Source organism: Mixta sp. BE291 (assembly GCF_031457955.1).
Taxonomy (GTDB): domain Bacteria; phylum Pseudomonadota; class Gammaproteobacteria; order Enterobacterales; family Enterobacteriaceae; genus Mixta.
Map to the genome: position 1 here is coordinate 160,331 of NZ_JAVDXN010000001.1, position 22,078 is coordinate 182,408.

General features: G+C 55.4%; 21 protein-coding genes and 1 pseudogene. 12 read left to right on the plus strand and 10 right to left on the minus strand.

The window, feature by feature from the left end; genetic code table 11:
- The first annotated feature begins 310 nt into the window (after window positions 1-310).
- Complete coding sequence (locus tag J2X14_RS00695) at window positions 311-1,426, plus strand: PQQ-dependent sugar dehydrogenase (protein ID WP_352409307.1); 1,116 nt, start codon at window positions 311-313, stop codon at window positions 1,424-1,426.
- Window positions 1,427-1,508: 82 nt separating this feature from the next.
- On the opposite strand, the gene J2X14_RS00700 is transcribed toward J2X14_RS00695, so the two are convergent.
- The gene (locus J2X14_RS00700; RefSeq protein ID WP_352409308.1) at window positions 1,509-2,165 is read right to left on the minus strand and encodes an HAD family hydrolase; all 657 of its coding nucleotides are present in this window, start codon (window positions 2,163-2,165) and stop codon (window positions 1,509-1,511) included.
- 252 nt (window positions 2,166-2,417) lie between these two features.
- On the opposite strand from J2X14_RS00700, the gene J2X14_RS00705 reads away from it, so the two are divergent.
- The gene (locus J2X14_RS00705) at window positions 2,418-3,620 is read left to right on the plus strand and encodes a serine hydrolase (RefSeq protein ID WP_352409309.1); all 1,203 of its coding nucleotides are present in this window, start codon (window positions 2,418-2,420) and stop codon (window positions 3,618-3,620) included.
- A gap of 612 nt (window positions 3,621-4,232) precedes the next feature.
- Here J2X14_RS00705 and J2X14_RS00710 read toward each other — a convergent pair.
- From J2X14_RS00710 to J2X14_RS00725, 4 genes are all read right to left on the minus strand, one after another.
- Complete coding sequence (locus J2X14_RS00710; protein WP_352409310.1) at window positions 4,233-5,513, minus strand: HAAAP family serine/threonine permease; 1,281 nt, start codon at window positions 5,511-5,513, stop codon at window positions 4,233-4,235.
- Window positions 5,514-6,028: 515 nt separating this feature from the next.
- Window positions 6,029-6,625, minus strand: a complete 597-nt coding sequence (gene ybjG / locus J2X14_RS00715) for an undecaprenyl-diphosphate phosphatase (RefSeq protein ID WP_352410104.1) — start codon at window positions 6,623-6,625, stop codon at window positions 6,029-6,031.
- Between the two features lie 2 nt (window positions 6,626-6,627).
- Window positions 6,628-7,365, minus strand: a complete 738-nt coding sequence (locus J2X14_RS00720; RefSeq protein WP_352409311.1) for a phosphatase PAP2 family protein — start codon at window positions 7,363-7,365, stop codon at window positions 6,628-6,630.
- A gap of 199 nt (window positions 7,366-7,564) precedes the next feature.
- The gene (locus tag J2X14_RS00725) at window positions 7,565-9,253 is read right to left on the minus strand and encodes an aspartate:alanine antiporter (RefSeq protein WP_352409312.1); all 1,689 of its coding nucleotides are present in this window, start codon (window positions 9,251-9,253) and stop codon (window positions 7,565-7,567) included.
- 290 nt (window positions 9,254-9,543) lie between these two features.
- Between J2X14_RS00725 and ybjM the strand changes: the two genes are divergently transcribed.
- The gene (gene ybjM, locus J2X14_RS00730) at window positions 9,544-9,918 is read left to right on the plus strand and encodes an inner membrane protein YbjM (protein ID WP_352409313.1); all 375 of its coding nucleotides are present in this window, start codon (window positions 9,544-9,546) and stop codon (window positions 9,916-9,918) included.
- A gap of 58 nt (window positions 9,919-9,976) precedes the next feature.
- Here ybjM and J2X14_RS00735 read toward each other — a convergent pair whose 3' ends face one another.
- The gene (locus J2X14_RS00735) at window positions 9,977-10,240 is read right to left on the minus strand and encodes a GrxA family glutaredoxin (RefSeq protein WP_352409314.1); all 264 of its coding nucleotides are present in this window, start codon (window positions 10,238-10,240) and stop codon (window positions 9,977-9,979) included.
- Between the two features lie 190 nt (window positions 10,241-10,430).
- Here J2X14_RS00735 and nfsA point away from each other — a divergent pair, with 190 nt between their 5' ends.
- The 9 genes and pseudogenes from nfsA (at window position 10,431) to rlmC (ending at window position 18,990) form a co-directional block, all read left to right on the plus strand.
- On the plus strand, window positions 10,431-11,153 hold the full coding sequence (nfsA, locus tag J2X14_RS00740; RefSeq protein WP_352409315.1) for an oxygen-insensitive NADPH nitroreductase: 723 nt from the start codon (window positions 10,431-10,433) through the stop codon (window positions 11,151-11,153).
- 20 nt (window positions 11,154-11,173) lie between these two features.
- Complete coding sequence (rimK, locus tag J2X14_RS00745; protein WP_352409316.1) at window positions 11,174-12,076, plus strand: 30S ribosomal protein S6--L-glutamate ligase; 903 nt, start codon at window positions 11,174-11,176, stop codon at window positions 12,074-12,076.
- A gap of 89 nt (window positions 12,077-12,165) precedes the next feature.
- Window positions 12,166-12,651 carry a YbjN domain-containing protein gene (locus J2X14_RS00750; RefSeq protein WP_352409317.1) on the plus strand — a complete coding sequence of 162 codons (486 nt, stop codon included), beginning with the start codon at window positions 12,166-12,168 and terminating at the stop codon, window positions 12,649-12,651.
- Between the two features lie 392 nt (window positions 12,652-13,043).
- Complete coding sequence (potF, locus tag J2X14_RS00755) at window positions 13,044-14,156, plus strand: spermidine/putrescine ABC transporter substrate-binding protein PotF (protein ID WP_352409318.1); 1,113 nt, start codon at window positions 13,044-13,046, stop codon at window positions 14,154-14,156.
- Window positions 14,157-14,276: 120 nt separating this feature from the next.
- Window positions 14,277-15,410, plus strand: coding sequence for a putrescine ABC transporter ATP-binding subunit PotG (gene potG, locus J2X14_RS00760; protein WP_352410105.1), 1,134 nt, complete (start codon window positions 14,277-14,279; stop codon window positions 15,408-15,410).
- 10 nt (window positions 15,411-15,420) lie between these two features.
- A pseudogene (gene potH / locus J2X14_RS00765) lies at window positions 15,421-16,347 on the plus strand (putrescine ABC transporter permease PotH); the annotation flags it as partial.
- A gap of 14 nt (window positions 16,348-16,361) precedes the next feature.
- A complete protein-coding gene (potI, locus tag J2X14_RS00770) occupies window positions 16,362-17,207 on the plus strand; it encodes a putrescine ABC transporter permease PotI (RefSeq protein WP_352409320.1) in 846 nt (281 codons plus the stop codon).
- Window positions 17,208-17,326: 119 nt separating this feature from the next.
- Entirely contained in the window at window positions 17,327-17,806 is a 480-nt protein-coding gene (locus tag J2X14_RS00775; protein ID WP_352409321.1) for a YbjO family protein, read from the plus strand.
- Window positions 17,807-17,865: 59 nt separating this feature from the next.
- Window positions 17,866-18,990: a 23S rRNA (uracil(747)-C(5))-methyltransferase RlmC gene (gene rlmC, locus J2X14_RS00780; RefSeq protein WP_352409322.1), complete on the plus strand. Its 1,125-nt coding sequence runs from the start codon at window positions 17,866-17,868 to the stop codon at window positions 18,988-18,990.
- Window positions 18,991-19,073: 83 nt separating this feature from the next.
- Here rlmC and J2X14_RS00785 read toward each other — a convergent pair whose 3' ends face one another.
- The 4 genes from J2X14_RS00785 to artJ form a co-directional block, all read right to left on the minus strand.
- Entirely contained in the window at window positions 19,074-19,805 is a 732-nt protein-coding gene (locus J2X14_RS00785) for an arginine ABC transporter substrate-binding protein (protein ID WP_352409323.1), read from the minus strand.
- Window positions 19,806-19,955: 150 nt separating this feature from the next.
- Window positions 19,956-20,624, minus strand: coding sequence for an arginine ABC transporter permease ArtM (artM, locus tag J2X14_RS00790; RefSeq protein WP_352409324.1), 669 nt, complete (start codon window positions 20,622-20,624; stop codon window positions 19,956-19,958).
- A complete protein-coding gene (gene artQ / locus J2X14_RS00795) occupies window positions 20,624-21,340 on the minus strand; it encodes an arginine ABC transporter permease ArtQ (protein ID WP_352409325.1) in 717 nt (238 codons plus the stop codon). Before artQ ends, artM begins: the two co-directional genes overlap by 1 nt.
- 4 nt (window positions 21,341-21,344) lie before the next feature.
- Window positions 21,345-22,076: an arginine ABC transporter substrate-binding protein gene (gene artJ / locus J2X14_RS00800; protein WP_352409326.1), complete on the minus strand. Its 732-nt coding sequence runs from the start codon at window positions 22,074-22,076 to the stop codon at window positions 21,345-21,347.
- Window positions 22,077-22,078 lie beyond the last annotated feature (2 nt).

The following is a 22,078-nucleotide window of genomic DNA, read 5'->3' on the forward strand; positions in this document are numbered from 1 at the left end:
TCAGCAAGACGGGCCAAACACCAGGGAAACTAAATGTTAACGCCTGTTAATAGATTAGTTTGCTTTGACTTTCGGACAAGTTTTTAGCGTTTTTAAGCGCGAAAGCGTGAAAATAATCACAGATTCAGCTTGTAGACGACGTGATCTGTCGGAGGATATGGCCAATTCGCAACGACGCAAAAAACGGTGTCCCTGCGGCTCGGCCCATGCCCTCCCTGGCGTGGGACGCCTTGCTCATTGGTCCATCTCCTCCGCCTTTGAGACATATCAGCCGTCTGAATTTATTTTCTGTTTCCTGAAGGAGTGTGTGATGTCTCGTCCATTAATTTCTCTGGTACTGAGCGGGGCGCTGCTGTTTTCCGCCTCATCGCAGGCGCTACAGGTAACGGTGCAGCAGCTACAGGATAAGCTCGATCACCCCTGGTCACTGGCTTTCTTACCGGATAATAAAACTATTCTGCTGACCGAGCGCTCAGGCGCGTTGCGCCTGTGGCAGCCGGATAAAGGGTTGTCGCCGCCGGTCGAAGGCGTGCCGAAGGTATGGGATCAGCGTCAGGGCGGCCTGCTGGATGTGGCGCTGGCGCCTGATTTTACCCAAAGCCGCCGCGTCTGGCTCAGCTATACCGAAGCGGATAGCAGCGGCCGTGCTGGCGCGGTGGTGGGCTACGGCAGGCTAAGCGAGGATGGCGGTCGGCTGGCGGATTTTAAGGTGGTGCTGCGTCAGCAGCCGAAGCTCTCCGGCGGCGCAAACCTGGGCACCCGCCTGGCCTTCGATCGCCAGGGCTATTTGTGGATCGCCTTTGGCGATAACTTTCACAGCGCCAGCGCGCAGGATCTCAATAAGCTGACGGGCAAGCTGCTGCGTCTGAAAGAGGATGGCACGGTACCTGACGATAACCCTTTTGTTAAACGACAAAATGCGCGCCCAGAGATCTGGGCTTACGGCCTGCGTAATCCGCAGGGGCTGGCGCTGAATCCCTGGACGCAGGAGATGTGGGAAAGCGAGCATGGCCCGCGCGGCGGCGATGAGGTGAATATTCCACGCAAAGGAAAAAATTATGGCTGGCCGCTGGCGACCTGGGGCGTTGACTATAGCGGCGACAAGGTGCCGGAAGCGCAGGGCGGCGAAGCGCCGGGCACCGAGCAGCCGGTGTACTGGTGGAAAAATTCCCCGGCCATTAGCGGCATGGCTTTTTATAACAGCGCACGTTTTCAGCCGTGGAAAAATTCACTGTTTATCGGCGCGCTGAAAGAGAAGAATTTAATTCGCTTGAGCCTGAACGGCGATAAGGTGATTGAAGAAGAACGTCTGTTGCAGGATCGCGGCGAGCGTATTCGTGATGTGCGTCAGGGGCCGGACGGTTATCTCTATGTGCTGACCGACGAGCGTAACGGCAAGCTGCTGAAGGTGGGGTTGCAGCCTTAAGCCACAAAGGCCGCCTGGTCCGACACCGCGGGCCAGGCACGCCGGTTATCTTACCCAGCGGCAAACTTTCCAGGTGAGCCGGTTATCTTACCCAGCGGGAAACTTCCCAGCCACGTTGTCGCGCTTCCTGCAACAGCTGTGCGTCAGGGTTGATGGCGCAGGCGTGATCCGCCTGTTCGAGCAGCGAAAGATCGCTGATGGAATCGCTGTAGGCCCAGGTGTGATGAAAACGCGCTTCCTGCCGCAGCGCTTGCCAGTCAGCCGGGTGCGACGCGTTGCCGGTTTGTCCGTTGAGCGAGCAGCAGGGCTGGCCGCTGTAGCGGTCGTCAATAATTTCTACGCCGATCGCCAGCGCGCCATGCAGGCCAAGACGCTGAGCAATGGGCGTTAGCAGGTGCTCGCCACCGGCGGAAATCAGCATAATGGTGTCGCCGCGCTGCTGATGCCAGGCAAGGCGTTCGCGGGCGGCAGGATAGACGCGCGGCACAATATCACGCTGAATAAAACGACGAACCCAGCCGCTGACCGTCAGGGTTGCCATCCCGGTGAGCGGCGCCAGCGTGCGGTTCATATAGGTTTCCAGCGGGATCTCCCCCTGGCGATACTGCGCCATTAACGCCTGTTCTTCGCCGATTAATGTCTCCGGCGCGTAGCCCTGCGATACCAGCCAGCACATCCACAGGCTGTTGCTGTTTGCACAAATCAGCGTTTCATCAAGATCGAAAAGCGCTAAATCCATGGTGATTCTCCTCGGAGCGGGTTTATTCAGATTAGCGGAGTTTTGTGATCGTCTTAATTGATTTACGCAAAATCAGAATCAGCCGTAGTCGCTATGATTTGCGTTAAGGCGCGGGCTAAGGTTTATCTAATAAACTCTAAGAAACTTTACGATGCAGCCGTTTTAATCAGTCTCCTGACAGGTTAGCGTAGGACGCTGCGTTTCTTATCTTTATGAAACTTATGATATTTCCACAGGTTATCCGATTTAATCATGAAAAAAATGCGCTTTTACGCCGGCGTTGGTTCGCTGGCGATATGTGGCACGCTGTTGCTGCTTCCTGTTGTTGTTAATGCCGAACAGGCGCCTGCTGCGCCGCAGATTGATGCCAAAGCCTGGGTGCTGATGGATTACGCCAGCGGTGATGTGCTGGCTGAAGCCAACGCTGACCAGCGGCTCGATCCCGCCAGCCTGACGAAAATCATGTCCAGCTATGTGATTGGCCAGGCGTTAAAGAGCGGCAAAATTACCCGCGATGATATGGTGACCGTTGGGCGTGATGCCTGGGCGACCGGCAACCCGATTCTTAAAGGCTCTTCGCTGATGTTTATCAAGCCCGGCGACCGTATTCCGGTGTCGGAGCTGAATAAAGGTATTGTGATTCAGTCAGGTAATGATGCCAGTATTGCACTGGCCGATTACGTGGCTGGCAGTCAGGATGCCTTTGTCGGGCTGATGAATAATTACGCCCATGCGCTGGCGCTGAAAAATACCCATTTTAAGACGGTGCACGGCCTGGATGCGCAGGGGCAGTACAGTACCGCGCGCGATATGGCGCTGTTGGGGCAGGCGCTGATTCGTGATGTGCCGGATGAGTACGCGCTAAATAAAGAGAAGTCGTTTACGTTTAATAATATTACCCAGCGCAACCGTAACCGTCTGCTGTGGAGCAGTAATCTGCATGTTGATGGTATTAAGACCGGTCATACCGCGGGCGCGGGCCATAATTTGGTCGCTTCGGCAACGGAAGGCGATATGCGTTTGATTTCGGTGGTGATGGGCGCCGAGACCGATAGTATTCGTTTCCGTGAGAGCGAGAAGCTGCTGACATGGGGTTTCCGGTTTTTTGAGACGGTGACGCCGATTAAGGCTGATGCGCCTTTTACCCGTCAGCGCGTTTGGTTTGGCGATCGCGATGAGGTGGCGCTTGGCGTGGCGAAGGATGTTTCGCTGACGATTCCGAAAGGGCAGATGAAAAATCTGAAGGCGAGTTTTACGCTGAGTACGCCGCAGCTTGAAGCGCCGCTGAAGAAGGATCAGGCGGTGGGAACGATTGATTTCCAGCTGGATGGCAAGACAATTGCGCAACGGCCGCTGGTAGTGTTGGAGCCGGTGGAAGAGGGCAGTTTTTTCAGTCGGATTTTCGATTTTGTGATGATGAAGCTGAACGGCTGGTTCGGTCAGTGGTTTTCGTAAGGGTCTGCGCGGGAATTGCGGGCGGGTTGATGTTTGCATGTTGTACGGTGTTCGCGCAGGCAGTGCGGGCCAGTTAATGTTTGCATGTTGCACGGTGCTCGCACAGGAATTGCGGGCCGGTTGATGTTTGCATGTTGCACGGTGTTTGCGCAGGAATTGCGGGCCGGTTTCTGCGCGCATAGAAACCGAGTGAACGGTGCCCGCGCAGGAAGTGCAGGCCGATCGTAAAGACGCAAACAACGTCATCCCTGACAGCTCGTCCCGCGCCATCCATGGCGCGGGACGCTTTACTCTTCGGCCTGCACTTCCCACGCCTTTAGTCCTGGGGATAGCCTTAGCCCGCACTGCCTGCGCCTTGCGTGTTGGTGATGGTTGTGGCCCGCACTGCCTGCGCCTTGCGTGTTGTGTTGGTGATGGTTGTGGCCTGCACTTCCCACGCCTTTAGTCCTGGGGATAGCCTTGGCCCGCACTGCCTGCGCCTTGCGTGTTGGGGATAGCCTTGGCCCGCACTGCCTGCGCCTTACGTGTTGGGGATAGCCTTGGCCCGCACTGCCTGCGCTTTGGGTTCTGTGTGAGTTAAGGCCAGCAGTGGCTGGCCTTGTGTGCGGCGGGTTAAAACGGCAGAGAGAAAAGGATCGCGGAGATGGAGATCACGCCGATGAGTACGACAAAGATATTGCTCAGGGCACCGCTGTAGCGACGCATCGCCGGTACTTTATTGATGGCGTACATCGGCATCAGGAATAGCAGCATGGCGATAATCGGGCCGCCCAGCGTTTCAATCAGGCCAAGAATGCTTGGGTTTAAGGTCGCAACCAGCCAGGTGGTCAGCAGCATAAACAGCGCGGTAAAGCGGTTCAGCTTTTTCTCGTCCATGCTTTTGCCACGGCTGCGCAGCGATTTAATCATCATCCCGTTAAAACCTTCCCGTGCGCCAAGGTAGTGACCGAGAAACGATTTGGTGATCGCCACGATAGCCACAATCGGTGCCATCCACGCCATCATCGGCGTATCAAAGTGGTTAGCCAGGTAAGAAAGAATGGAAATGTTTTGCGCCTTGGCTTCCGCCAGATTAGCCGGTGACAGCGATAGCACGCAGCTGAAAACGAAAAACATCACCGTCAGCACCATCATCAAATGGCTGAGCGCCAGAATGCGTGAGCATTTCGCCTCCGCCTCCTCGCCATACTCCTGGCGTTTAGCCACGGCAAAAGCAGAGATGATCGGCGAATGGTTAAACGAGAAAACCATTACCGGCAGCGCCAGCCACAGCGTCATTCCCAGACCGCTGCCGCTTAACGACGCGTGCTGGAAAATCGCGGTGCTCCAGTTCGGGATCAGCCACAGCGCCAACAGCATCAGCACCGCCACAAACGGAAACACCAGCAGACTCATGGTCTTAACGATCGCCTCTTTACCAAAGCGGACAATGATCATCAGGCCAACAATCAACAGCAGCGCCAGCAGCGCGCGCGGCGGCGGCTGGATATGCAGCTGGTTAGTGAGAAAACTTTCTACCGTATTGGTGATCGCCACGCTGTAAACCAACAGAATAGGATAGATGGCGAAGAAGTAGAGCAGCGTGATGATCTTACCGGCACCGACGCCGAAATGTTCTTCCACCACCTCGGTAATATCTTCGCCCGGCTTGCTGCCGGAGAGCACAAAGCGACACAGGCCGCGATGCGCGTAGTAGGTCATGGGAAAAGCCAGCAGGGCCATGATAATCAGCGGAATTAGCCCGCCAATGCCTGCGTTGATTGGCAGAAAAAGTACGCCTGCGCCAATGGCGGTGCCGTACAGCCCTAACATCCACATGGTATCGGTTTTACGCCAGCTGCTAACGCCTGTTGCCGCCTGGCCGTTCTGGATTGCGGTTTGCTGTGAAGCCATTACCATCTCCATGAGTAACGTATGAATATCAAACCGTCAGCGCTCACTTAAAACCTACGAAATTTCCGCCGCCGGTAAACAGAATGAATATTGGAATATTCCATTTTCGCGGCACACTCTACCACCATCCGAATAAGTTAAAAGTACCCGTAACGCGCTGGCGGGTGATAACGATCACAATCCAAACAATAAATCAGGTTTGATAAGCTGGATGTTTAATTATTTATAATTTAATTCTCTAAGTTTGTTATAAATCATAGTGAATAAGGCTGTTATTTGCTTTTTTAGCTGGTTGTAAATAGTGCGGGTTTATGTTTGATTTTTAATCAACGCTAATTTTATTATGTTTTAAATCAATGGATTAATTTTTAACTGCCTGGAGTTTATACCGTTTGCGCAACCACCTTAATTAAAAAGCAGCGGGTTTGCGCAATAAAGCGCAGTCTGGAAAAAACAGGCAATAAATAACAAGGCGTAAAAAAGGCCTGATAAACAGGCCTGTGGGAAAGGGGAAATTAATTGCGCACCCAGCCTTTTCTGATCGGTAGGGAAAAGAGCTGACGATAAATTTGATGCAGTAATTTCATTAGCGGCTCGCCATACCACGGCCAGGCCATTTGCGAGAACAGGCAGCCCAGTACGCCCACCAGCAGGCCGCCCAGCATATCCATCGGCCAGTGTACGCCAAGGTAAACCCGCGACCAGGCAATTGTCGTACCGATCGCCAGCAGCATAAGGCCGGACCAGACGCGATGCCAAAAGATAAACGCCAGCGCAAAGGTAAAAATCGCCGTGCCGTGGTTGCTGGGATAGGATTCATTCGGCTCATGCGTCAGAAACTGATGGCCCAGCCCGATCGCGAAAGGGCGCGGATGCGGAAACAGCTGGCCCACGCCCCAGGAGATCGTCATCGCACAGAGCAGGGCGATACCGGTTTTTAACACCAAAGCCCGCACCCCGTTATGCGGCCCCCAAAACCAGAGCCCGACGATCAGCAGCGGCACGATAGCAATTAAATCTTTGGCGATAAAGGTTGCCAGCTCCAGTGACCAGGCCGCTGACTGCGGCGTGGCGTTGATCCAGAGAAACAGCGTCCGGTTCAACTCTTCCATCATTATTTCTTCCTCATCTTGTTCGTCAGATACGTTACGCATCCGTAAGTCAACAGCTGCGTCAGCCAAACCCACCAGCCAGCCCATAAATTATGAGAAAGGAAGTGCGCGCCGCGCATCATCTGTCCATAACCCATTACTAAGCCCAGCAATATCGCTCCGCTCCAGCACAGCCAGGCAAGGCGGCGACGCGTTGGCCAGTAAAGAAAAAACAGCGCCATTAAACTGAAGCCGCTTGAAGCGTGACCGCCAGGAAAACAGTGGCCCGGGCCGCTGTCATGCGGTTCCATGCCCAGCAACGGCCAGGCCTGGGATTGGCCGCCAAACGCGACCAGATCCCACGGACACGAGTGCGCGCTGGTCGCCTTAAGTACGCCCACCACCAACGGGCCGATACCGATCAACAGCGCCACCATGATCCAGCGCGGCTGGCGACGCGCCAGCCCGGCAACCAGTAACGTTACGCCGACGCCAATCACCCAATCCTTCAATAAACGGTGATTAATCAGATCCAGCCAGCGATTATCCTTCCAGGGAAAACGCTGGGTCAGCGGATCGAACCAGTAGCCGGTTAGCGCGTTATCCAGGTTGCCGTCACGCGCGAGCCATAAAAACAGCAGGCCAAAAAACATCAGTAAAACAGCATGGATAGCGTAAAAGCGCGTGGATAACGGGTAAATCGCGTTAATCCTAATCGGGGGGCGTGTTTCGCGTTGGTTTAACTTTGAAGACAATTGCATGACCGTTCCCATAGCGTATGACAGAGGCGCTATAGTGCAAAGCGGCGCTTAAGGAAACATTAAGAGGCGGCAGGCGGGCATAAAAAAACCCGCTAATCATTGATTAACGGGCTCCACAATTTGGGATTTCAAAGAAAAGCAGTGGCACTTATTCAGACTGCCCCTCAGGAGAGAAGTTCGCAGCCGAATTAAATATTTTTTAACCGCCCAGTGCGGGCCAGATAATCACAATCAGCGTCCCCGCCAGCGTCAGCAGAACGTTGGCGATGGCATAGGTGCCGGCATAGCCCAGCGCCGGGATATTGCTGCGCGCCGTATCGCTGATGATCTCCATGGCGGGCGCGCAGGTACGTGCGCCCATAATCGCGCCGAACAGCAGCGCACGGTTCATGCGCAACACGTAAGCGCCAAACAGATAACAGAGCACCACCGGCACCAGGCTGACTGCCAGACCGCTCAGCAGCATCAGCAGGCCGGTTTCGCCCAGCCCCTTGCCAAGGCCGCTGCCTGCGCTCAGGCCGACGCCCGCCATAAACACCATCAGGCCAAACTCTTTTACCATGGTTAACGCGCCCTGCGGGATATAGCCGAAGGTCGGATGGTTAGCACGCAGAAAGCCCAGCATAATACCGGCAAACAGCAGGCCTGCCGCGTTACCAATGCCAAAACTAAAGGCGCTGAACTGAAAGCTCACCATGCCGATCATCAGGCCGATAATAAAGAAGGCGCAAAAGGCCAGCAGATCGGTAACCTGACTGTGAATCGAGATAAAGCCGATGCGATCCGCCAGGCTTTTAACGCGCCGTGCTTCGCCGCTGACCTGCAGCACATCGCCTTTGTTCAGCATAATGCTTTCATCGATCGGCATTTCTATCTGGCTGCGAATCACGCGGTTAAGAAAGCAGCCGTGATCGGTCAGCTTTAAGTGGCTCAGGCGGCGATTCACCGCGTTGTTATTCTTGACCACGATCTCTTCGGTAACGATGCGCATATCCAGCAGATCGCGATCGAAAACCTCTTTCCCGTTACGGAAGCTGGGATCGAGACGCGCGTGCGCATCGGGATACCCCACCAGGGAAATTTCATCGCCCAGCTGTAACACCGCGTCGCCGTCCGGGCTGGCGAGAATACCGTTGCGACGAATACGCTCGATATAACAACCGGTTTGCCGGTAGATCCCCAGCTCACGCAGGTTTTTCCCATCGGCCCAGGCGACCAGCTCCGGGCCAACGCGATAGGCGCGAATCACCGGCAGGTAAACTTTGCGCTGGCTATCGGTATCCAGCCCGCGCTCGCGCGCGATTTGTTGGGCGCAGGTCGGCAGGTCCTGATGCTGCAGACGCGGCAGGTAGCGTGCGCCAAAAATCAGGCTCACCAGGCCAACCAGATAGGTCAGGGCGTAGCCCAGGCTGAGATGATCCTGCATCTGACCGAGTAAAGCCGGGTCGCTCATTGATTGCCGTAGCGTATCGCCGGCGCCGACCAGCACCGGCGTCGAGGTCATCGCCCCGGCCAGCATGCCCGCCGTCAGCCCGATATCCCAGCCGAATGCTTTACCTAACGCCAGGGCTAACAGCATGGCGCTGGAGACCATCACCAGCGCCAGCATCAGATAATTTTTACCGTCGCGGAAAAAAATAGAAAAGAAATTGGGACCCGCCTCGACGCCTACGCAAAAAATAAAAAGCATAAAGCCCAGACTAAGCGCATCGGTATTAATGGAGAAATGTTGCTGGCCCAGCAATAGTGAAACCACTAAAACACCAATGGAATTACCCAGTTGCACTGAACCCAGCCGGAGTTTGCCCAGGCAAAGTCCTAAAGCCAGCACAACGAATAATAACAATATATCATTCCGGCTTAACAAATCTGCGACGTTTATATTCACGTATTAACTTCTTGTTTACCAGTAACTTGTTGAAAGACCTGAAATTCCAGGCTAACGTTTATTCCTGTAATTGCTATGGCAAGCTGGTCAGGTTACCGTCTGGAAAAATGTATTCAGGAGTCAGGATAGAGCGCGCTTCATTTTATTCACTTATTCCACAGACCTCCAGCAGAAAGCCATGTTAAAACAAAATATTTATTAACTTTTAACCGTTAATTCTTTAACAGCCGCTGGCGTGAAAGTTATTTTTTTTGATTCTCCTGGTTAGTAGAAATAAACGAGGAAAAATTATGCTGTTGTATAGCGTCCGCTGGCCGGGCGTAATGATTTGTATGACGCTTTACTGCGTAACTTTTTTCCTGGCTCGTTATAGCGGCGCTGAAGCTGTTTCAGGGCAAAACTCAGAGCAAACCGGCCTGCTGCTGTTTATGGTGCCGGGCATCATCTCGGCGTTAATTAACCGTCAGACGCCGCTGGTGCAGGCATTACTGAGCGCGGTCGCCGCCACGCCTTGCTGCCTGTTGATCGATATCAACGGTGTGGTTATGCCATTTACGCCGTGGCAGGAGGTTGCCTGGCTGACCAGCGCCATCTTTTGGTGCGGCTTTGGCGCGCTGTTGGTGATGCTGTGGCGTACGCTGGCCGCCTCGCGCACTGCACGCTAGCCGCAGGCACAAAAAAACCGGCGCGCTTGACGGCGTGCCGGTTTTTTACATGCGCGAATTACAGCGCAACGCCCAGGTTGGCCTTGCTCCAGGCGTTGAATTCGGTAAAGCCGCCAACATGCTGCTGATCAACAAAAATCTGCGGCACGGTTTCTACCGGCTTACCGACTTTTTGCTCCAGATCCGCTTTGGTAATGCCTTCCGCCTGAATATCGACGTAATGGAAATTAAAATCGTCGCGCTCTGCGGTCAACTTCTCCGCCAGCTCTTTTGCACGCACACAGTAAGGGCAGCTCTGGCGACCAAAAATCACTGCAAGCATTGTTATCTCCTTTATGTCACATTTTTGTGTGAATTATGTCACACTTTTACGCTAAGTAAACGCATCATGAACCGCAACCTTCCCTCTTGTAAAGAAGGCTCTGCCTGTTGGTACAATCCAAACAGGCTATGCGCTAATGCACGCGTTACGTTTTACACTCGTCACCTTATTAACTCTTTCGGAGATTTACATGACGCCGACCATTGAACTGTTACGTGCGCATCGTTCGATTCGTGCCTTTACCGATCAACCGATTAGCGATGAACAGCGTGAGGCGATTATCGCCGCCGCGCAGTCGGCTTCCACCTCCAGCTTTTTACAGTGCTCTTCTATTATTCGTGTCACCGATAAAGCGCTGCGTGAGCAGCTGGTTACGCTCAGCGGCGGTCAGCCATATATCGCGCAGGCGGCGGAGTTTTGGGTGTTCTGCGCTGATTTCCAGCGGAATCTGCAAATTTGCCCTGAGGCGCAGCTGGGGCTGGCGGAGCAGCTGCTGTTAGGCTGCGTCGATACGGCGATTCTGGGACAGAATGCGATGGTGGCCGCCGAGTCGCTGGGGCTGGGCGGCGTCTATATTGGCGGCATCCGCAACAGCATTGAGCAGGTCACCGAGCTGCTGGGTCTGCCGCAGCACGTGCTGCCGCTGTTTGGTATGTGCCTGGGCTGGCCGCAGCAGGAACCGGATGTCAAGCCGCGCATGCCCGCCACCATGCTGGTGCATGAAAATCGCTATCAGCCGCTGGATCAGCAACAGCTTGACGGGTACGATCGGCAGCTGGAAGCGTACTATCAGCAGCGCGACAGCAATCAGCGCAGCGATAATTTCAGTAATCATATTCGTCGCACTATTGTGCGTGAGAGTCGTCCCTTTATCCTTGATTACCTGCACAAACAGGGCTGGGCAACGCGATAACGGGACGCGGAGACCGTTGGGTGAAAATTGCCATCCTTTCCCGTGACGCTACGCTCTACTCCTGTCGGCGTCTGCGTGAGGCCGCGCTGGCGCGCGGCCATCAGGTTGAGATCGTCGACCCGCTTTCCTGTTACATGAATATCAATCCCGCCTCGGCGGCGGTGCATTACCGTGGCGAACTACTGCCGCATTTCGATGCGGTGATCCCGCGTATCGGCCCGGCAACCACGTTTTACGGCACCGCGGTGCTGCGCCAGTTTGAAATGTGCGGCAGCTATCCGCTGAATGAGTCGGTGGCGATAACCCGCGCGCGCGATAAGCTGCGCTCGCTACAGCTGCTGGCGCGTCAGGGCATCGATATGCCGGTAACCGGCTTTGCGCATTCCCCGGACGATACCCACGATCTGATTGAGATGGTGGGTGGCGCGCCGCTGGTGGTGAAGCTGGTTGAGGGCACGCAGGGCATCGGCGTGGTGCTGGCGGAAACGCGGCAGGCGGCGGAAAGCGTGATTGATGCCTTTCGCGGACTGAATGCGCATATTCTGGTGCAGGAGTTTATTAAAGAGGCGCAGGGGCGCGATATCCGTTGCCTGGTGATCGGCGATCGGGTGGTGGCGGCCATTGAGCGCGCAGCAAAAGAGGGCGATTTCCGCTCTAATTTGCATCGCGGCGGCTGTGCCCGCTGCGTTGAGATTACGCCGCGCGAGCGGGTGATGGCGGTCAGGGCGGCCGCCACGCTCGGCCTGGATGTGGCGGGGGTGGATATTTTGCGCGCGCAGCGCGGCCCGCTGGTGATGGAGGTGAATGCCTCGCCGGGGCTGGAAGGCATTGAAAAAACCACCGGTTTAAATATCGCCACCATGATGATTGAATGGATAGAGCAACACGCCCGTCCCGGTTTCAGTCTGAAAACCGGTGGTTAAGCCCTGTTTTTGATCCCCGGACGTGGTTTTCAGGTTGCTTTTTCCGTAAGCTATTGCGCTTATTTCATCGCGGTATAGGGCAGTAGCATATGGATTCACTCGTCGTTCCAGACTTAGACGTATTACGACGTTGGCTGGATCAGCAGAGCATTACCTGGTTTGAATGTGACGCCTGTCAGGCGCTGCATCTGCCGCACATGCAGAATTTCGATGGCGTTTTCGATGCCAAAATCGATCTGGTCGATAATGTCATTCTTTTCTCCGCCCTCGCGGAAGTTAAGCCGACGGCGCTGATCCCGCTGGTGGGCGATCTTTCACAAATCAACGCCGCGTCGTTAACGGTAAAAGCCTTTCTCGATATTCAGGACGATAATCTGCCGAAGCTGATTGTCTGCCAGTCGTTGATTGTCAGCGCAGGGATTACCTATGGTCAGTTTGCGCACTTCCTGCGCCAGAGCGAAGAGCAGATCTCCATGGTGATCATGGAAGCGTTCGCCAACAACCTGCTGATGAACGGCGAAGCGGAAGATGAAGAGCCGGTGGTGCCCGGCAGCCGCCTGCCGATGCTGCACTAAGGCGCATTGCACGCGCTTGCTTTCCTTTTGTGCGCCGCTTCCCGATACTTTTACCGGGCAAGCGGCACAATTCACATTTTTATTCTGCACTTTGCCCTTTAATGCCAGATATTTCTCGCCGTTTATGCCCTGTTTGGCGTATCACATAGATGAAACCTGCATAAATAATCGATAAAAGGCGTTTTTTACGCTAAGGTCTGGCCTGAATGCCGCGCTGCGGCTATGCTTGCGGGGCTGCATAAGGCATGCGGTAAATGCGTCGGAGCTGGCCGCTTTTGCGCTCGGGCGCACGATGAATAACCATGCACTCTCTCTTTTTTACATGCAGGAAGCCGTTCGGTTTCTTTGGTTCCGTATCTGAAGATTGACCCCGTTTCTGGAGGAAGGAAAACATGTTAAACAACCACGGCAAAAAATGGTTGTCTGGTGTGATCGCTGGCGCGCTGATGGCGGTTTCCGCTGGCACGATGGCGGAAGAGAATACCCTGCATGTCTATAACTGGTCAGACTATATTTCGCCGGATACCGTGCCGGACTTTGAAAAAAAGACCGGGATCAAAGTGGTTTATGACGTTTTTGATTCCAACGAAGTGCTGGAAGGCAAACTCATGGCGGGCAGCACCGGCTATGATGTCGTGGTGCCATCCTCCAGCTTCCTCGCGCGTCAGCTGCAATCGGGCGTGTTTCAGGAACTGGATAAAAGCAAACTGCCCAACTACAAAAACCTCGATCCTGAGCTGCTGAAAAAAGTAGAGCAGCACGATCCGGGTAACAAATATGCGATTCCTTATCTCTGGGCCACCACCGGTATCGGCTATAACGTCGAAAAGGTCAAAGCGGCGCTGGGCAAAGATGCCCCGGTAGACAGCTGGGATCTGGTGCTGAAGCCGGAAAACCTGGAGAAGCTGAAAAGCTGCGGCGTCTCTTTCCTTGATGCGCCAGAAGAGATTTTCGCCACCGTGCTGAACTACCTCGGCAAAGATCCGAACAGCAGCGATGCGAAAGATTACTCCGGCGCAGCGACCGATCTGCTGTTAAAGCTGCGTCCTAATATCCGTTATTTCCACTCCTCGCAGTACATTAACGATCTGGCGAACGGCAATACCTGCGTGGCGATCGGCTGGGCTGGCGATATTTTGCAGGCGAAAAACCGCGCGGCGGAAGCGAAAAACGGCGTCAATATCGCCTACAGCATCCCGAAAGAGGGGGCGCTGGCCTTCTTCGATATGATGGCGATTCCGAAAGATGCGAAAAATCTGGATGCTGCTTATCAGTGGCTGAACAACATCATGGATCCGCAAGTGATTGCGCACATTTCCGACAAGATGTTCTACGCTAACGGTAACAAGGCGTCGCTGCCGCTGATCAGTGAAGATATTCGCAATAACCCCGGCATCTTCCCAGGGCCGGAAGCGATGTCCAAACTGTTCGTACTGAAAGTACAGGAACCTAAGCTTGATCGTGTACGTACGCGTGCATGGACCAAAGTGAAAAGCGGTAAGTAATTCGTTTAACGCGAATTTCCCTGCAGGTTAACAGCAACAGAGGCGCGGTATCGGCCTCTGTTGTCTCATTTGTGCGGCCGCGTGCCGCGCGTTTGTGCTAAGTGCCGGAGAGAGATGTTAGTGAACGACGCGATCCCTCGTCATCCCCATAAAACCGCAAAGGCCCTGACGCCGCTGCTGGAAATCCGTAACCTGACCAAGTCATTTGAAGGGCAGCACGCCGTCGATGATGTCAGTTTGACCATCTACAAAGGCGAGATTTTTGCGCTGCTGGGCGCCTCGGGCTGCGGTAAATCAACCCTGCTGCGGATGCTGGCGGGGTTTGAGCCACCGACCCACGGACAGATTCTGCTGGACGGTCAGGATCTCTCGCACGTGCCGCCTTATCAGCGCCCGATTAATATGATGTTTCAGTCCTATGCGCTGTTTCCCCATATGACGGTAGAGCAGAACATCGCTTTCGGCCTGAAGCAGGATAAGCTGCCGAAGGGCGATATCGCCGAGCGTGTGGCGGAGATGCTGGCGCTGGTGCATATGCAGGAGTTTGCCAAACGCAAGCCGCACCAGCTTTCCGGCGGCCAGCGTCAGCGTGTGGCGCTGGCGCGCAGCCTGGCGAAGCGACCGAAACTGCTGCTGCTGGATGAGCCGATGGGCGCGCTGGATAAGAAGCTGCGCGATCGGATGCAGCTGGAAGTGGTGGATATTCTGGAACGCGTCGGCGCGACCTGCGTAATGGTGACCCACGATCAGGAAGAGGCGATGACCATGGCGGGCCGTATCGCCATTATGAACCGCGGCAAGTTCGTGCAAATCGGCGAGCCGGAAGAGATCTATGAGCATCCCACCAGCCGCTACAGCGCCGAGTTTATCGGCTCGGTCAATGTGTTTGAAGGCCTGTTGCGTGAGCGACGGGCGGACGGCCTGGTGATCGATAGCCCAGGTCTGGTGCATCCGCTGAAAGTGGCGTCTGACGTTTCGGTGATGGATAACGTGCCGGTCTCTATCGCGCTGCGCCCGGAAAAAGTGATGCTGTGCGATCAGGTGCCCGCGGACGGCTGTAACTTTGCCGTGGGCGAGGTGGTGCATATCGCCTATCTGGGCGATTTGTCGATTTATCATGTGCGGTTGCATAGCGGGCAGATGATCAGCGCGCAGCTGCAAAACGCGCATCGCTTCCGGGAAGGCGCGCCGACCTGGGGCGATGAAGTCCGCCTGAGCTGGGACGCCAATAGCTGCGTCGTGCTGACAGTCTGAGAGAGCAGAGATGAAACAACCCGCTGCCGCCGCGCATTCCGGCAATCTGAGCCGTACGCTGACCCGGCTCAAAACCGCTCACGGACGCAAACTGGTGATTGCGCTGCCATACCTTTGGCTGGCGCTGTTTTTCCTGCTGCCGTTTTTGATCGTGCTGAAAATCAGTTTTGCGGAGATCGCACGTGCGATTCCGCCTTACACCGAGCTGCTCTCCTGGGCGGACGATCAATTAACGCTGGTGTTTAACCTGGCGAACTACTTTCAGTTAACGGACGATCCGCTCTATATTGAGGCCTATTTGCAGTCGCTGAAGGTGGCGGCCATCTCTACGCTGATCTGCCTGCTGGTAGGGTATCCGCTCGCCTGGGCGGTGGCGCACAGCAAACCCTCGATGCGCAATATTTTGCTGCTGCTGGTGCTGCTGCCGTCATGGACCTCTTTTCTGGTGCGCGTTTACGCCTGGATGGGACTACTGAACAGCAACGGTATCCTTAACCGTTTTCTGCTGTGGCTGGGGGTCATCGATCATCCGTTGGCGATCCTTTATACCAATACCGCAGTCTATATCGGCATCGTTTACTGCTATCTGCCGTTTATGGTGCTGCCGATCTACACCGCGCTGACGCGTATCGACTATTCGCTGGTGGAAGCCTCGCTTGATCTCGGCGCGCGCCCGCTAAAAACCTTTTTTAGCGTGATTGTGCCGCTGACCAAAAACGGCATTATTGCCGGATCGATGCTGGTGTTTATTCCGGCGGTTGGCGAGTACGTGATCCCGGAACTGTTGGGCGGGCCGGACAGCATTATGATCGGCCGCATTCTCTGGCAGGAGTTTTTCAATAACCGCGACTGGCCGGTTGCCTCGGCGCTGGCGGTGATTATCCTGCTGATTCTGATCCTGCCGATTATCTGGTTCCATAAGCATCAAAATAAGACTCTGGGAGAAAAGGCATGAGTAATCTGCCCGCGGTTCGCTCTCCGTGGCGGTGGGTGATCCTGCTGCTCTGCTTTAGCTTTCTCTATGCGCCGATGCTGCTGCTGGTGATCTACTCCTTTAACAGTTCGCAGCTGGTCACCGTCTGGGAGAGCTTCTCGCTGCACTGGTATCGGGTGCTGTTTCAGGATAGCGCGATGATAAGCGCGGTGACGCTTAGCCTGACCATTGCCGCGTTCAGCGCCACCATGGCGGTGGTGTTGGGCACCATCGCCGCAGTGGTGATCGTGCGCTTTGGTCGTTTTAAAGGCTCTACCGGCTTCGCTTTTATGCTGACCGCGCCGCTGGTGATGCCGGATGTGATCACCGGTCTGTCGCTGCTGCTGCTGTTTGTGGCCATGGGACACGCTATCGGCTGGCCCAGCGATCGCGGCATGCTCACCATCTGGCTGGCGCATGTCACATTCTGTACCGCCTACGTCGCGGTGGTGATTAGCTCACGCCTGCGCGAGCTGGACCGCTCGATAGAAGAAGCCGCGATGGATCTTGGCGCGACGCCGCTGAAGGTTTTTTTCGTGATTACCGTGCCGATGATCGCACCGGCGCTGGTGACCGGCTGGCTACTGGCGTTTACCCTGTCGCTGGACGATCTGGTGATCGCCAGCTTTGTGACCGGTCCTGGCGCCACCACCTTGCCTATGGCGATCTTCGCCACCGTGCGCCGCGGCGTCAATCCGGAAATCAACGCGCTGGCGTCGCTGATTCTGTTTGTGGTTGGTCTGGTGGGCTTTATCGCCTGGCGGCTGATGGCAAACAAGGAAAAGCAGCGCGTGCGGGAGATTCAGAAAGCGAAACGTAGCTAAATTCCGTAACCTTTGCCACTATTATTACAGGGTTCACAGGCGGTTAGCCGGTTCGGTGCAGTTTCGCTCCGGCTAATCGCCTGGGTTATTGCCCAGGCGCAACGGGAGAGGTACGGTGAATGTCGGACGTGTTCAGATTCGGTAAGGCGGCGGTGCGCGCGCCCCGGCAGGCTCCGGTATCGGTGATGATTGCCGGTCAGGCAATTATTGCTACGCGCTGTATCAGCGTGCTGCTGCTGGTGAATGAGCTGGGCTATGATGGCCTGGCCGATTTTATGCATCGTAGCGCTCAGGCCTGGGATTCGACCCTTATTTTTGTCGCCAGCCAGATGCTGTTTTTTATCGAACTGCGCTGCGCGCTGACGCTGATGCGCGGCTCGCGTCGTGGTCGCCTGCTCTATGCGTTAACGCAGGCTATCGTGCTGTTTTACCTGGCGGCTGCCTCTTTTGGCTGGATCTACCCAGAGATTTTCAGCATCAGCGGCGCGAACAATATAGAAATCCTCCAACGCCTGATCATGCATAAGTTGCCCGATCTGCTGGTGCTGCTGTTGCTGTTTCTGCCTGTCAGCAGTCGGCAATTTTTCCAGCGCCGCTGAGCAACGGGTGCTACAATCCAGCCCCGCAATTGGCACCACACTTCATCACAGGCTAAAACATGCATTGCGCACTTTACGATGCAGACCGCTGTCGTTCCTGTCAGTGGCTGACAACCCCTTATCCGCAGCAGCTGCAAAACAAACAGACGCATTTGCAGGCGCTGCTGCAGGCCTTTCCCGTTGACGACTGGCAGCCGCCGGTGGATTCCGCACAGCAGGCGTTTCGCAATAAAGCCAAAATGGTGGTCAGCGGCAGCGTGGAGCGTCCGGTGCTGGGCATTATGCAGCCTGACGGCCCGGTGGATTTAACCGCCTGTCCGCTTTATCCCGCCAGCTTTGCGCCGGTGTTTGCGCTGTTAAAGCCGTTTATCGCCCGCGCCGGTTTGACGCCCTACAATGTGGCGCGCCGCCGTGGTGAATTAAAATTTCTGCTGCTCAGCGAAAGCGCGCTGGACGGCAAACTGATGCTGCGCTTTGTGCTGCGCTCGACCGCCAAACTGCAACAGCTGCGCGCCGCGCTGCCGTGGCTCCAGCAGCAACTGCCGCAGCTGTCGGTGATCTCCGCCAATATCCAGCCGGTGCCGATGGCGATCCTAGAAGGGGAAGAGGAGATTGCCCTGACGGAAAACCAGCTGCTGGCGGAACAGCTTAACCATGTGCCGCTCTGGATCCGGCCGCGCAGTTTCTTTCAAACTAATCCTGCGGTGGCGGCGCGGCTGTATGATACTGCGCGCCAGTGGGTCAGCGAGCTACAGGTCAAGGCGATGTGGGATCTGTTCTGCGGCGTGGGCGGCTTTGGCCTGCACTGCGCGACGCCGGAGATGCAGCTGACCGGCATTGAGATCAGCGCCGAGGCGATCGCCTGCGCGCAGCGTTCAGCCCAGCAGCTGGGGCTGGAAAAGGTGCAGTTTGCGGCGCTGGACTCCACGCGCTTTGCCACCGGGGAAGGGGAGGTGCCGGAACTGGTGCTGGTTAATCCGCCGCGCCGTGGCATTGGCGCTGAACTGTGCGATTACCTGAACCGAATGGCGCCTGCCTGGCTGCTCTATTCCAGCTGTAACGCTGAGAGCATGGCGCAGGATATTGCGCGCCTTGAGCATTATGCGATTCGTCGGGTGCAGCTGTTTGATATGTTTCCGCATACCGCGCATTACGAGGTGCTGACGCTGTTACAGCGACGTTAGTAGCAGGTCGGAGAAGCTTTCCCGTCTCCCGGGAGCATGCAGAACCCACGGGAAAGCCCCTCTCCGACCCGCCAGTTTTTCACTTAGTGGGCAAACCACTTATCGTTAATTTTTTGCAGCGTGCCGTTCGCCTTTACCGCCGCCAGCGCGGCGTTGAGTTTGTTCAGCAGCGCCTGATTGTCCGGGCGCACCGCGATGCCAAGACCGGTGCCGAAGTATTGCGGATCGGTCACCGCCTGGCCAACGGTGCCCAGCTGCGGATTCGCCTTCAGCCACTCATTAACCACCGCCGTATCGCCAAAGACGCCATCGAGACGACCATTTTTCAGATCGAGAATCGCGTTCTGATAGCTGTCATAGGCCACGGTTTTCACTTCAGGATGTTTATCCTGCAGATAACGCTGATGGGTGGTGCCGTTTTCCATCCCGATGCGTTTCCCTTTCAGCGCCGCCATATCGCTATATTTTCCTTTTTCCGCAATCACCACCGCAGAGTTGGCGTAATAGGGCTGGGTAAAGGCGACCTGTTTGCTGCGCTCCGGGGTAATGTCCATGCCGGAGATTACTGCGTCATAGCGGCGGAACTTCAGCGCCGGGATCAGGCTATCGAAAGGGTTATTGGTAAAGGTACACTCCGCCTTCATCTGCTCACAGAGCGCCTGCGCTAAATCGATATCAAAGCCAACGATTTTGTTTTCGCTATTCAGTGATTCAAACGGCGGATAAGTGGCCGAAGAGGCAAAACGAATTTTTTCCGCTGCGCTTGCGTTAAGCGCGATGCCTGCCAGCGCGGCGGCCAGTAACCATTTTTTCATCGGGAATGCTCCTGTTTCTCATTATGATTTTTGCCCAGCGGCGAGAAACAAGATGCCATCGAATGCATTATTATGCAACAGAAGTGGATAAATAATGAAAAAAGGTGGGTTTCCCCACCTTTCAGCAAACAGCGTTGTGACCATCGAGCGCTAGTTGCGCCGCTCAAAAGCCAGCGCGCGATGCTCAATCAGACGCATCAGCAGCGTAAGCAGGCCGTTGACGCAGAGATAGATCAGTCCTGCGGCGGCAAAAACCATCACGTCATAGGTGCGACCATACAGCAACTGCCCGTGGCCCATCACCTCCATCAGCGTAATGGTGTAAGCCAGCGAGGTGCTTTTAAACACCAGCACCACCTCGTTAGACCAGGAGGAGAGGGCGCGCTTCAGGGCGTAAGGCAGCAGAATGCGCATGGTGTCACGGCGCGTCATCCCGAGCGCCGCGCAGGATTGCCATTGACCGGCAGGAATAGCGCGTACCGCGCCGTAAAACAGCAAGGTGGTATAGGCGGCGCTGTTTAACGACAGGGCCAGCAGGGCGCAAAGCCATGGTTCGGAAAGGAGTTGCCACAGCCAGTCGATTTTTTGCAGCGCGGGAAACTGCCCCGGACCGTAATAGATCAAAAAGATTTGCACCAGCAGCGGCGTGCCGGTAAACAGCGTGATATAGCCCTTCACCAGCAGGTTGATCACCGGCGTTTTCAGCGCCAGCACCATGGTAAACAGCAGCGAGAGCACCAGCGCCGCCGCCAGCGAAGCGAGGGTCAGCGTCAGGCTGGTCTGTAACCCTTTCAATAGTTCAGGAAGATAGGCCAGCATCAGCTATTCCCCCGTTCAAAACGCGTGGTGCGCAGCTCGATACGTTTCAGCACCGCCTGGCTCAGCAGGGTAATAATCAGATAGATCGCCGCCGCCACCAGATACCAGGTAAAAGGCTCCTGGGTGCGTGTGGCGATACTGCGGGTTTGCAGCATCAGATCGTTCACGCTGATCAGCGAAACCAGCGCCGTATCTTTCAGCAGCACCAGCCACTGATTGCCCAGGCCGGGCAGCGCATGCCGCCACATCTGCGGCATAATCAGCCGGAAGAAAATCGCTGATTTTTTCATGCCCAGCGCCTGACCCGATTCCCACTGGCCGACCGGTACCGCCTTCAGCGCGCCGCGTAACGTTTGCGAAGCGTAAGCGGAATAGAGGAACGACAGCGCAATCACACCGCACAGGAAAGGACTGACGTCGAAATTCTCGATCTGCATCTGTATCGGCAGCGACACGATGCCTAAGTCGATTACAAAGCCGTCAGAGAGGGTAATCAGCAGCTGGGACGCACCGAAATAGATAAACAGCACCACCAGAATTTCCGGCAGGCCGCGAATCAGCGTCACCAGCGCGGTGCCAACCCAGGCGAATGGCCGCCAGCGCACCGATTCCCAGGCGGCAAACAGCATCGCCAACGCCAGGCCTACCAGCAACGCACAGACGGCAAGGCCGACGGTCATCCCGGCGGCGCTTGCAAGAGGAAAGAATTCGTTCATTTAATTACTGCTGGAACCATTTGCTGTAGATGGTTTTATAGGTACCGTCCGCTTTGACTTTATCCAGCGCGGCGTTGAATTTCTCCTGCAGCGCGCTGTTGCCCTGACGCACCGCAATGCCCAGACCGGTACCGAAGTAGGCTTTGTCGGTCACTTTCTCGCCAACCGCCGCCAGGTTCGGGTTCTGCTTCAGCCATTCGTTGACCACCGCCGTGTCGCCAAAGACCGCCTCAATACGGCCATTCTTCAGATCGAGAATCGCATTTTGATAGCTGTCGTAAGGCACGGTGGTGATGTCGCTGTGCTGATCCATCAGGTATTTCTGATGGGTGGTGCCGTTCTGTACGCCAACGCGTTTGCCTTTCAGTGCCGCGACATCCGCAGCCTTGTCTTTCTGGGCGATAAACAGCGCCGAGTTGTCATAGTAAGGCTTGCTGAACAGAACCTGTTTTTCGCGCTCTGGCGTGATATCCATGCCAGCCATTACCGCATCGAAACGACGGAATTTCAGGCTGGGGATCAGGCTATCAAACGCCTGGTTGGTGAAAGTACAGGTGGCGTTCATCTCTTTACACAGAGCGTTAGCCAGGTCGACGTCAAAGCCCATGATTTTGTTATTGGCATCGACAAATTCAAACGGAGGGTAAGAGGCCTCCGTAGCAAAACGAATGGTTTCAGCAGCGGAAGCACTCAGGCTGATACCGGCTAACAGAGCAGCAAGAACAATTTTTTTCATCT

Excerpts from the sequence above, each read along its gene's own strand:
- J2X14_RS00695 (WP_352409307.1), top strand. The coding sequence starts at position 311 with ATGTCTCGTCCATTAATTTCTCTGGTACTGAGCGGGGCGCTGCTGTTT.
- J2X14_RS00700 (WP_352409308.1), bottom strand. The coding sequence starts at position 2,165 with ATGGATTTAGCGCTTTTCGATCTTGATGAAACGCTGATTTGTGCAAAC.
- J2X14_RS00705 (WP_352409309.1), top strand. The coding sequence starts at position 2,418 with ATGAAAAAAATGCGCTTTTACGCCGGCGTTGGTTCGCTGGCGATATGT.
- J2X14_RS00710 (WP_352409310.1), bottom strand. The coding sequence starts at position 5,513 with ATGGCTTCACAGCAAACCGCAATCCAGAACGGCCAGGCGGCAACAGGC.
- ybjG (WP_352410104.1), bottom strand. The coding sequence starts at position 6,625 with ATGGAAGAGTTGAACCGGACGCTGTTTCTCTGGATCAACGCCACGCCG.
- J2X14_RS00720 (WP_352409311.1), bottom strand. The coding sequence starts at position 7,365 with ATGCAATTGTCTTCAAAGTTAAACCAACGCGAAACACGCCCCCCGATT.
- ybjM (WP_352409313.1), top strand. The coding sequence starts at position 9,544 with ATGCTGTTGTATAGCGTCCGCTGGCCGGGCGTAATGATTTGTATGACG.
- J2X14_RS00735 (WP_352409314.1), bottom strand. The coding sequence starts at position 10,240 with ATGCTTGCAGTGATTTTTGGTCGCCAGAGCTGCCCTTACTGTGTGCGT.
- nfsA (WP_352409315.1), top strand. The coding sequence starts at position 10,431 with ATGACGCCGACCATTGAACTGTTACGTGCGCATCGTTCGATTCGTGCC.
- J2X14_RS00750 (WP_352409317.1), top strand. The coding sequence starts at position 12,166 with ATGGATTCACTCGTCGTTCCAGACTTAGACGTATTACGACGTTGGCTG.
- potF (WP_352409318.1), top strand. The coding sequence starts at position 13,044 with ATGTTAAACAACCACGGCAAAAAATGGTTGTCTGGTGTGATCGCTGGC.
- potI (WP_352409320.1), top strand. The coding sequence starts at position 16,362 with ATGAGTAATCTGCCCGCGGTTCGCTCTCCGTGGCGGTGGGTGATCCTG.
- J2X14_RS00775 (WP_352409321.1), top strand. The coding sequence starts at position 17,327 with ATGTCGGACGTGTTCAGATTCGGTAAGGCGGCGGTGCGCGCGCCCCGG.
- rlmC (WP_352409322.1), top strand. The coding sequence starts at position 17,866 with ATGCATTGCGCACTTTACGATGCAGACCGCTGTCGTTCCTGTCAGTGG.
- J2X14_RS00785 (WP_352409323.1), bottom strand. The coding sequence starts at position 19,805 with ATGAAAAAATGGTTACTGGCCGCCGCGCTGGCAGGCATCGCGCTTAAC.
- artM (WP_352409324.1), bottom strand. The coding sequence starts at position 20,624 with ATGCTGGCCTATCTTCCTGAACTATTGAAAGGGTTACAGACCAGCCTG.
- artQ (WP_352409325.1), bottom strand. The coding sequence starts at position 21,340 with ATGAACGAATTCTTTCCTCTTGCAAGCGCCGCCGGGATGACCGTCGGC.
- artJ (WP_352409326.1), bottom strand. The coding sequence starts at position 22,076 with ATGAAAAAAATTGTTCTTGCTGCTCTGTTAGCCGGTATCAGCCTGAGT.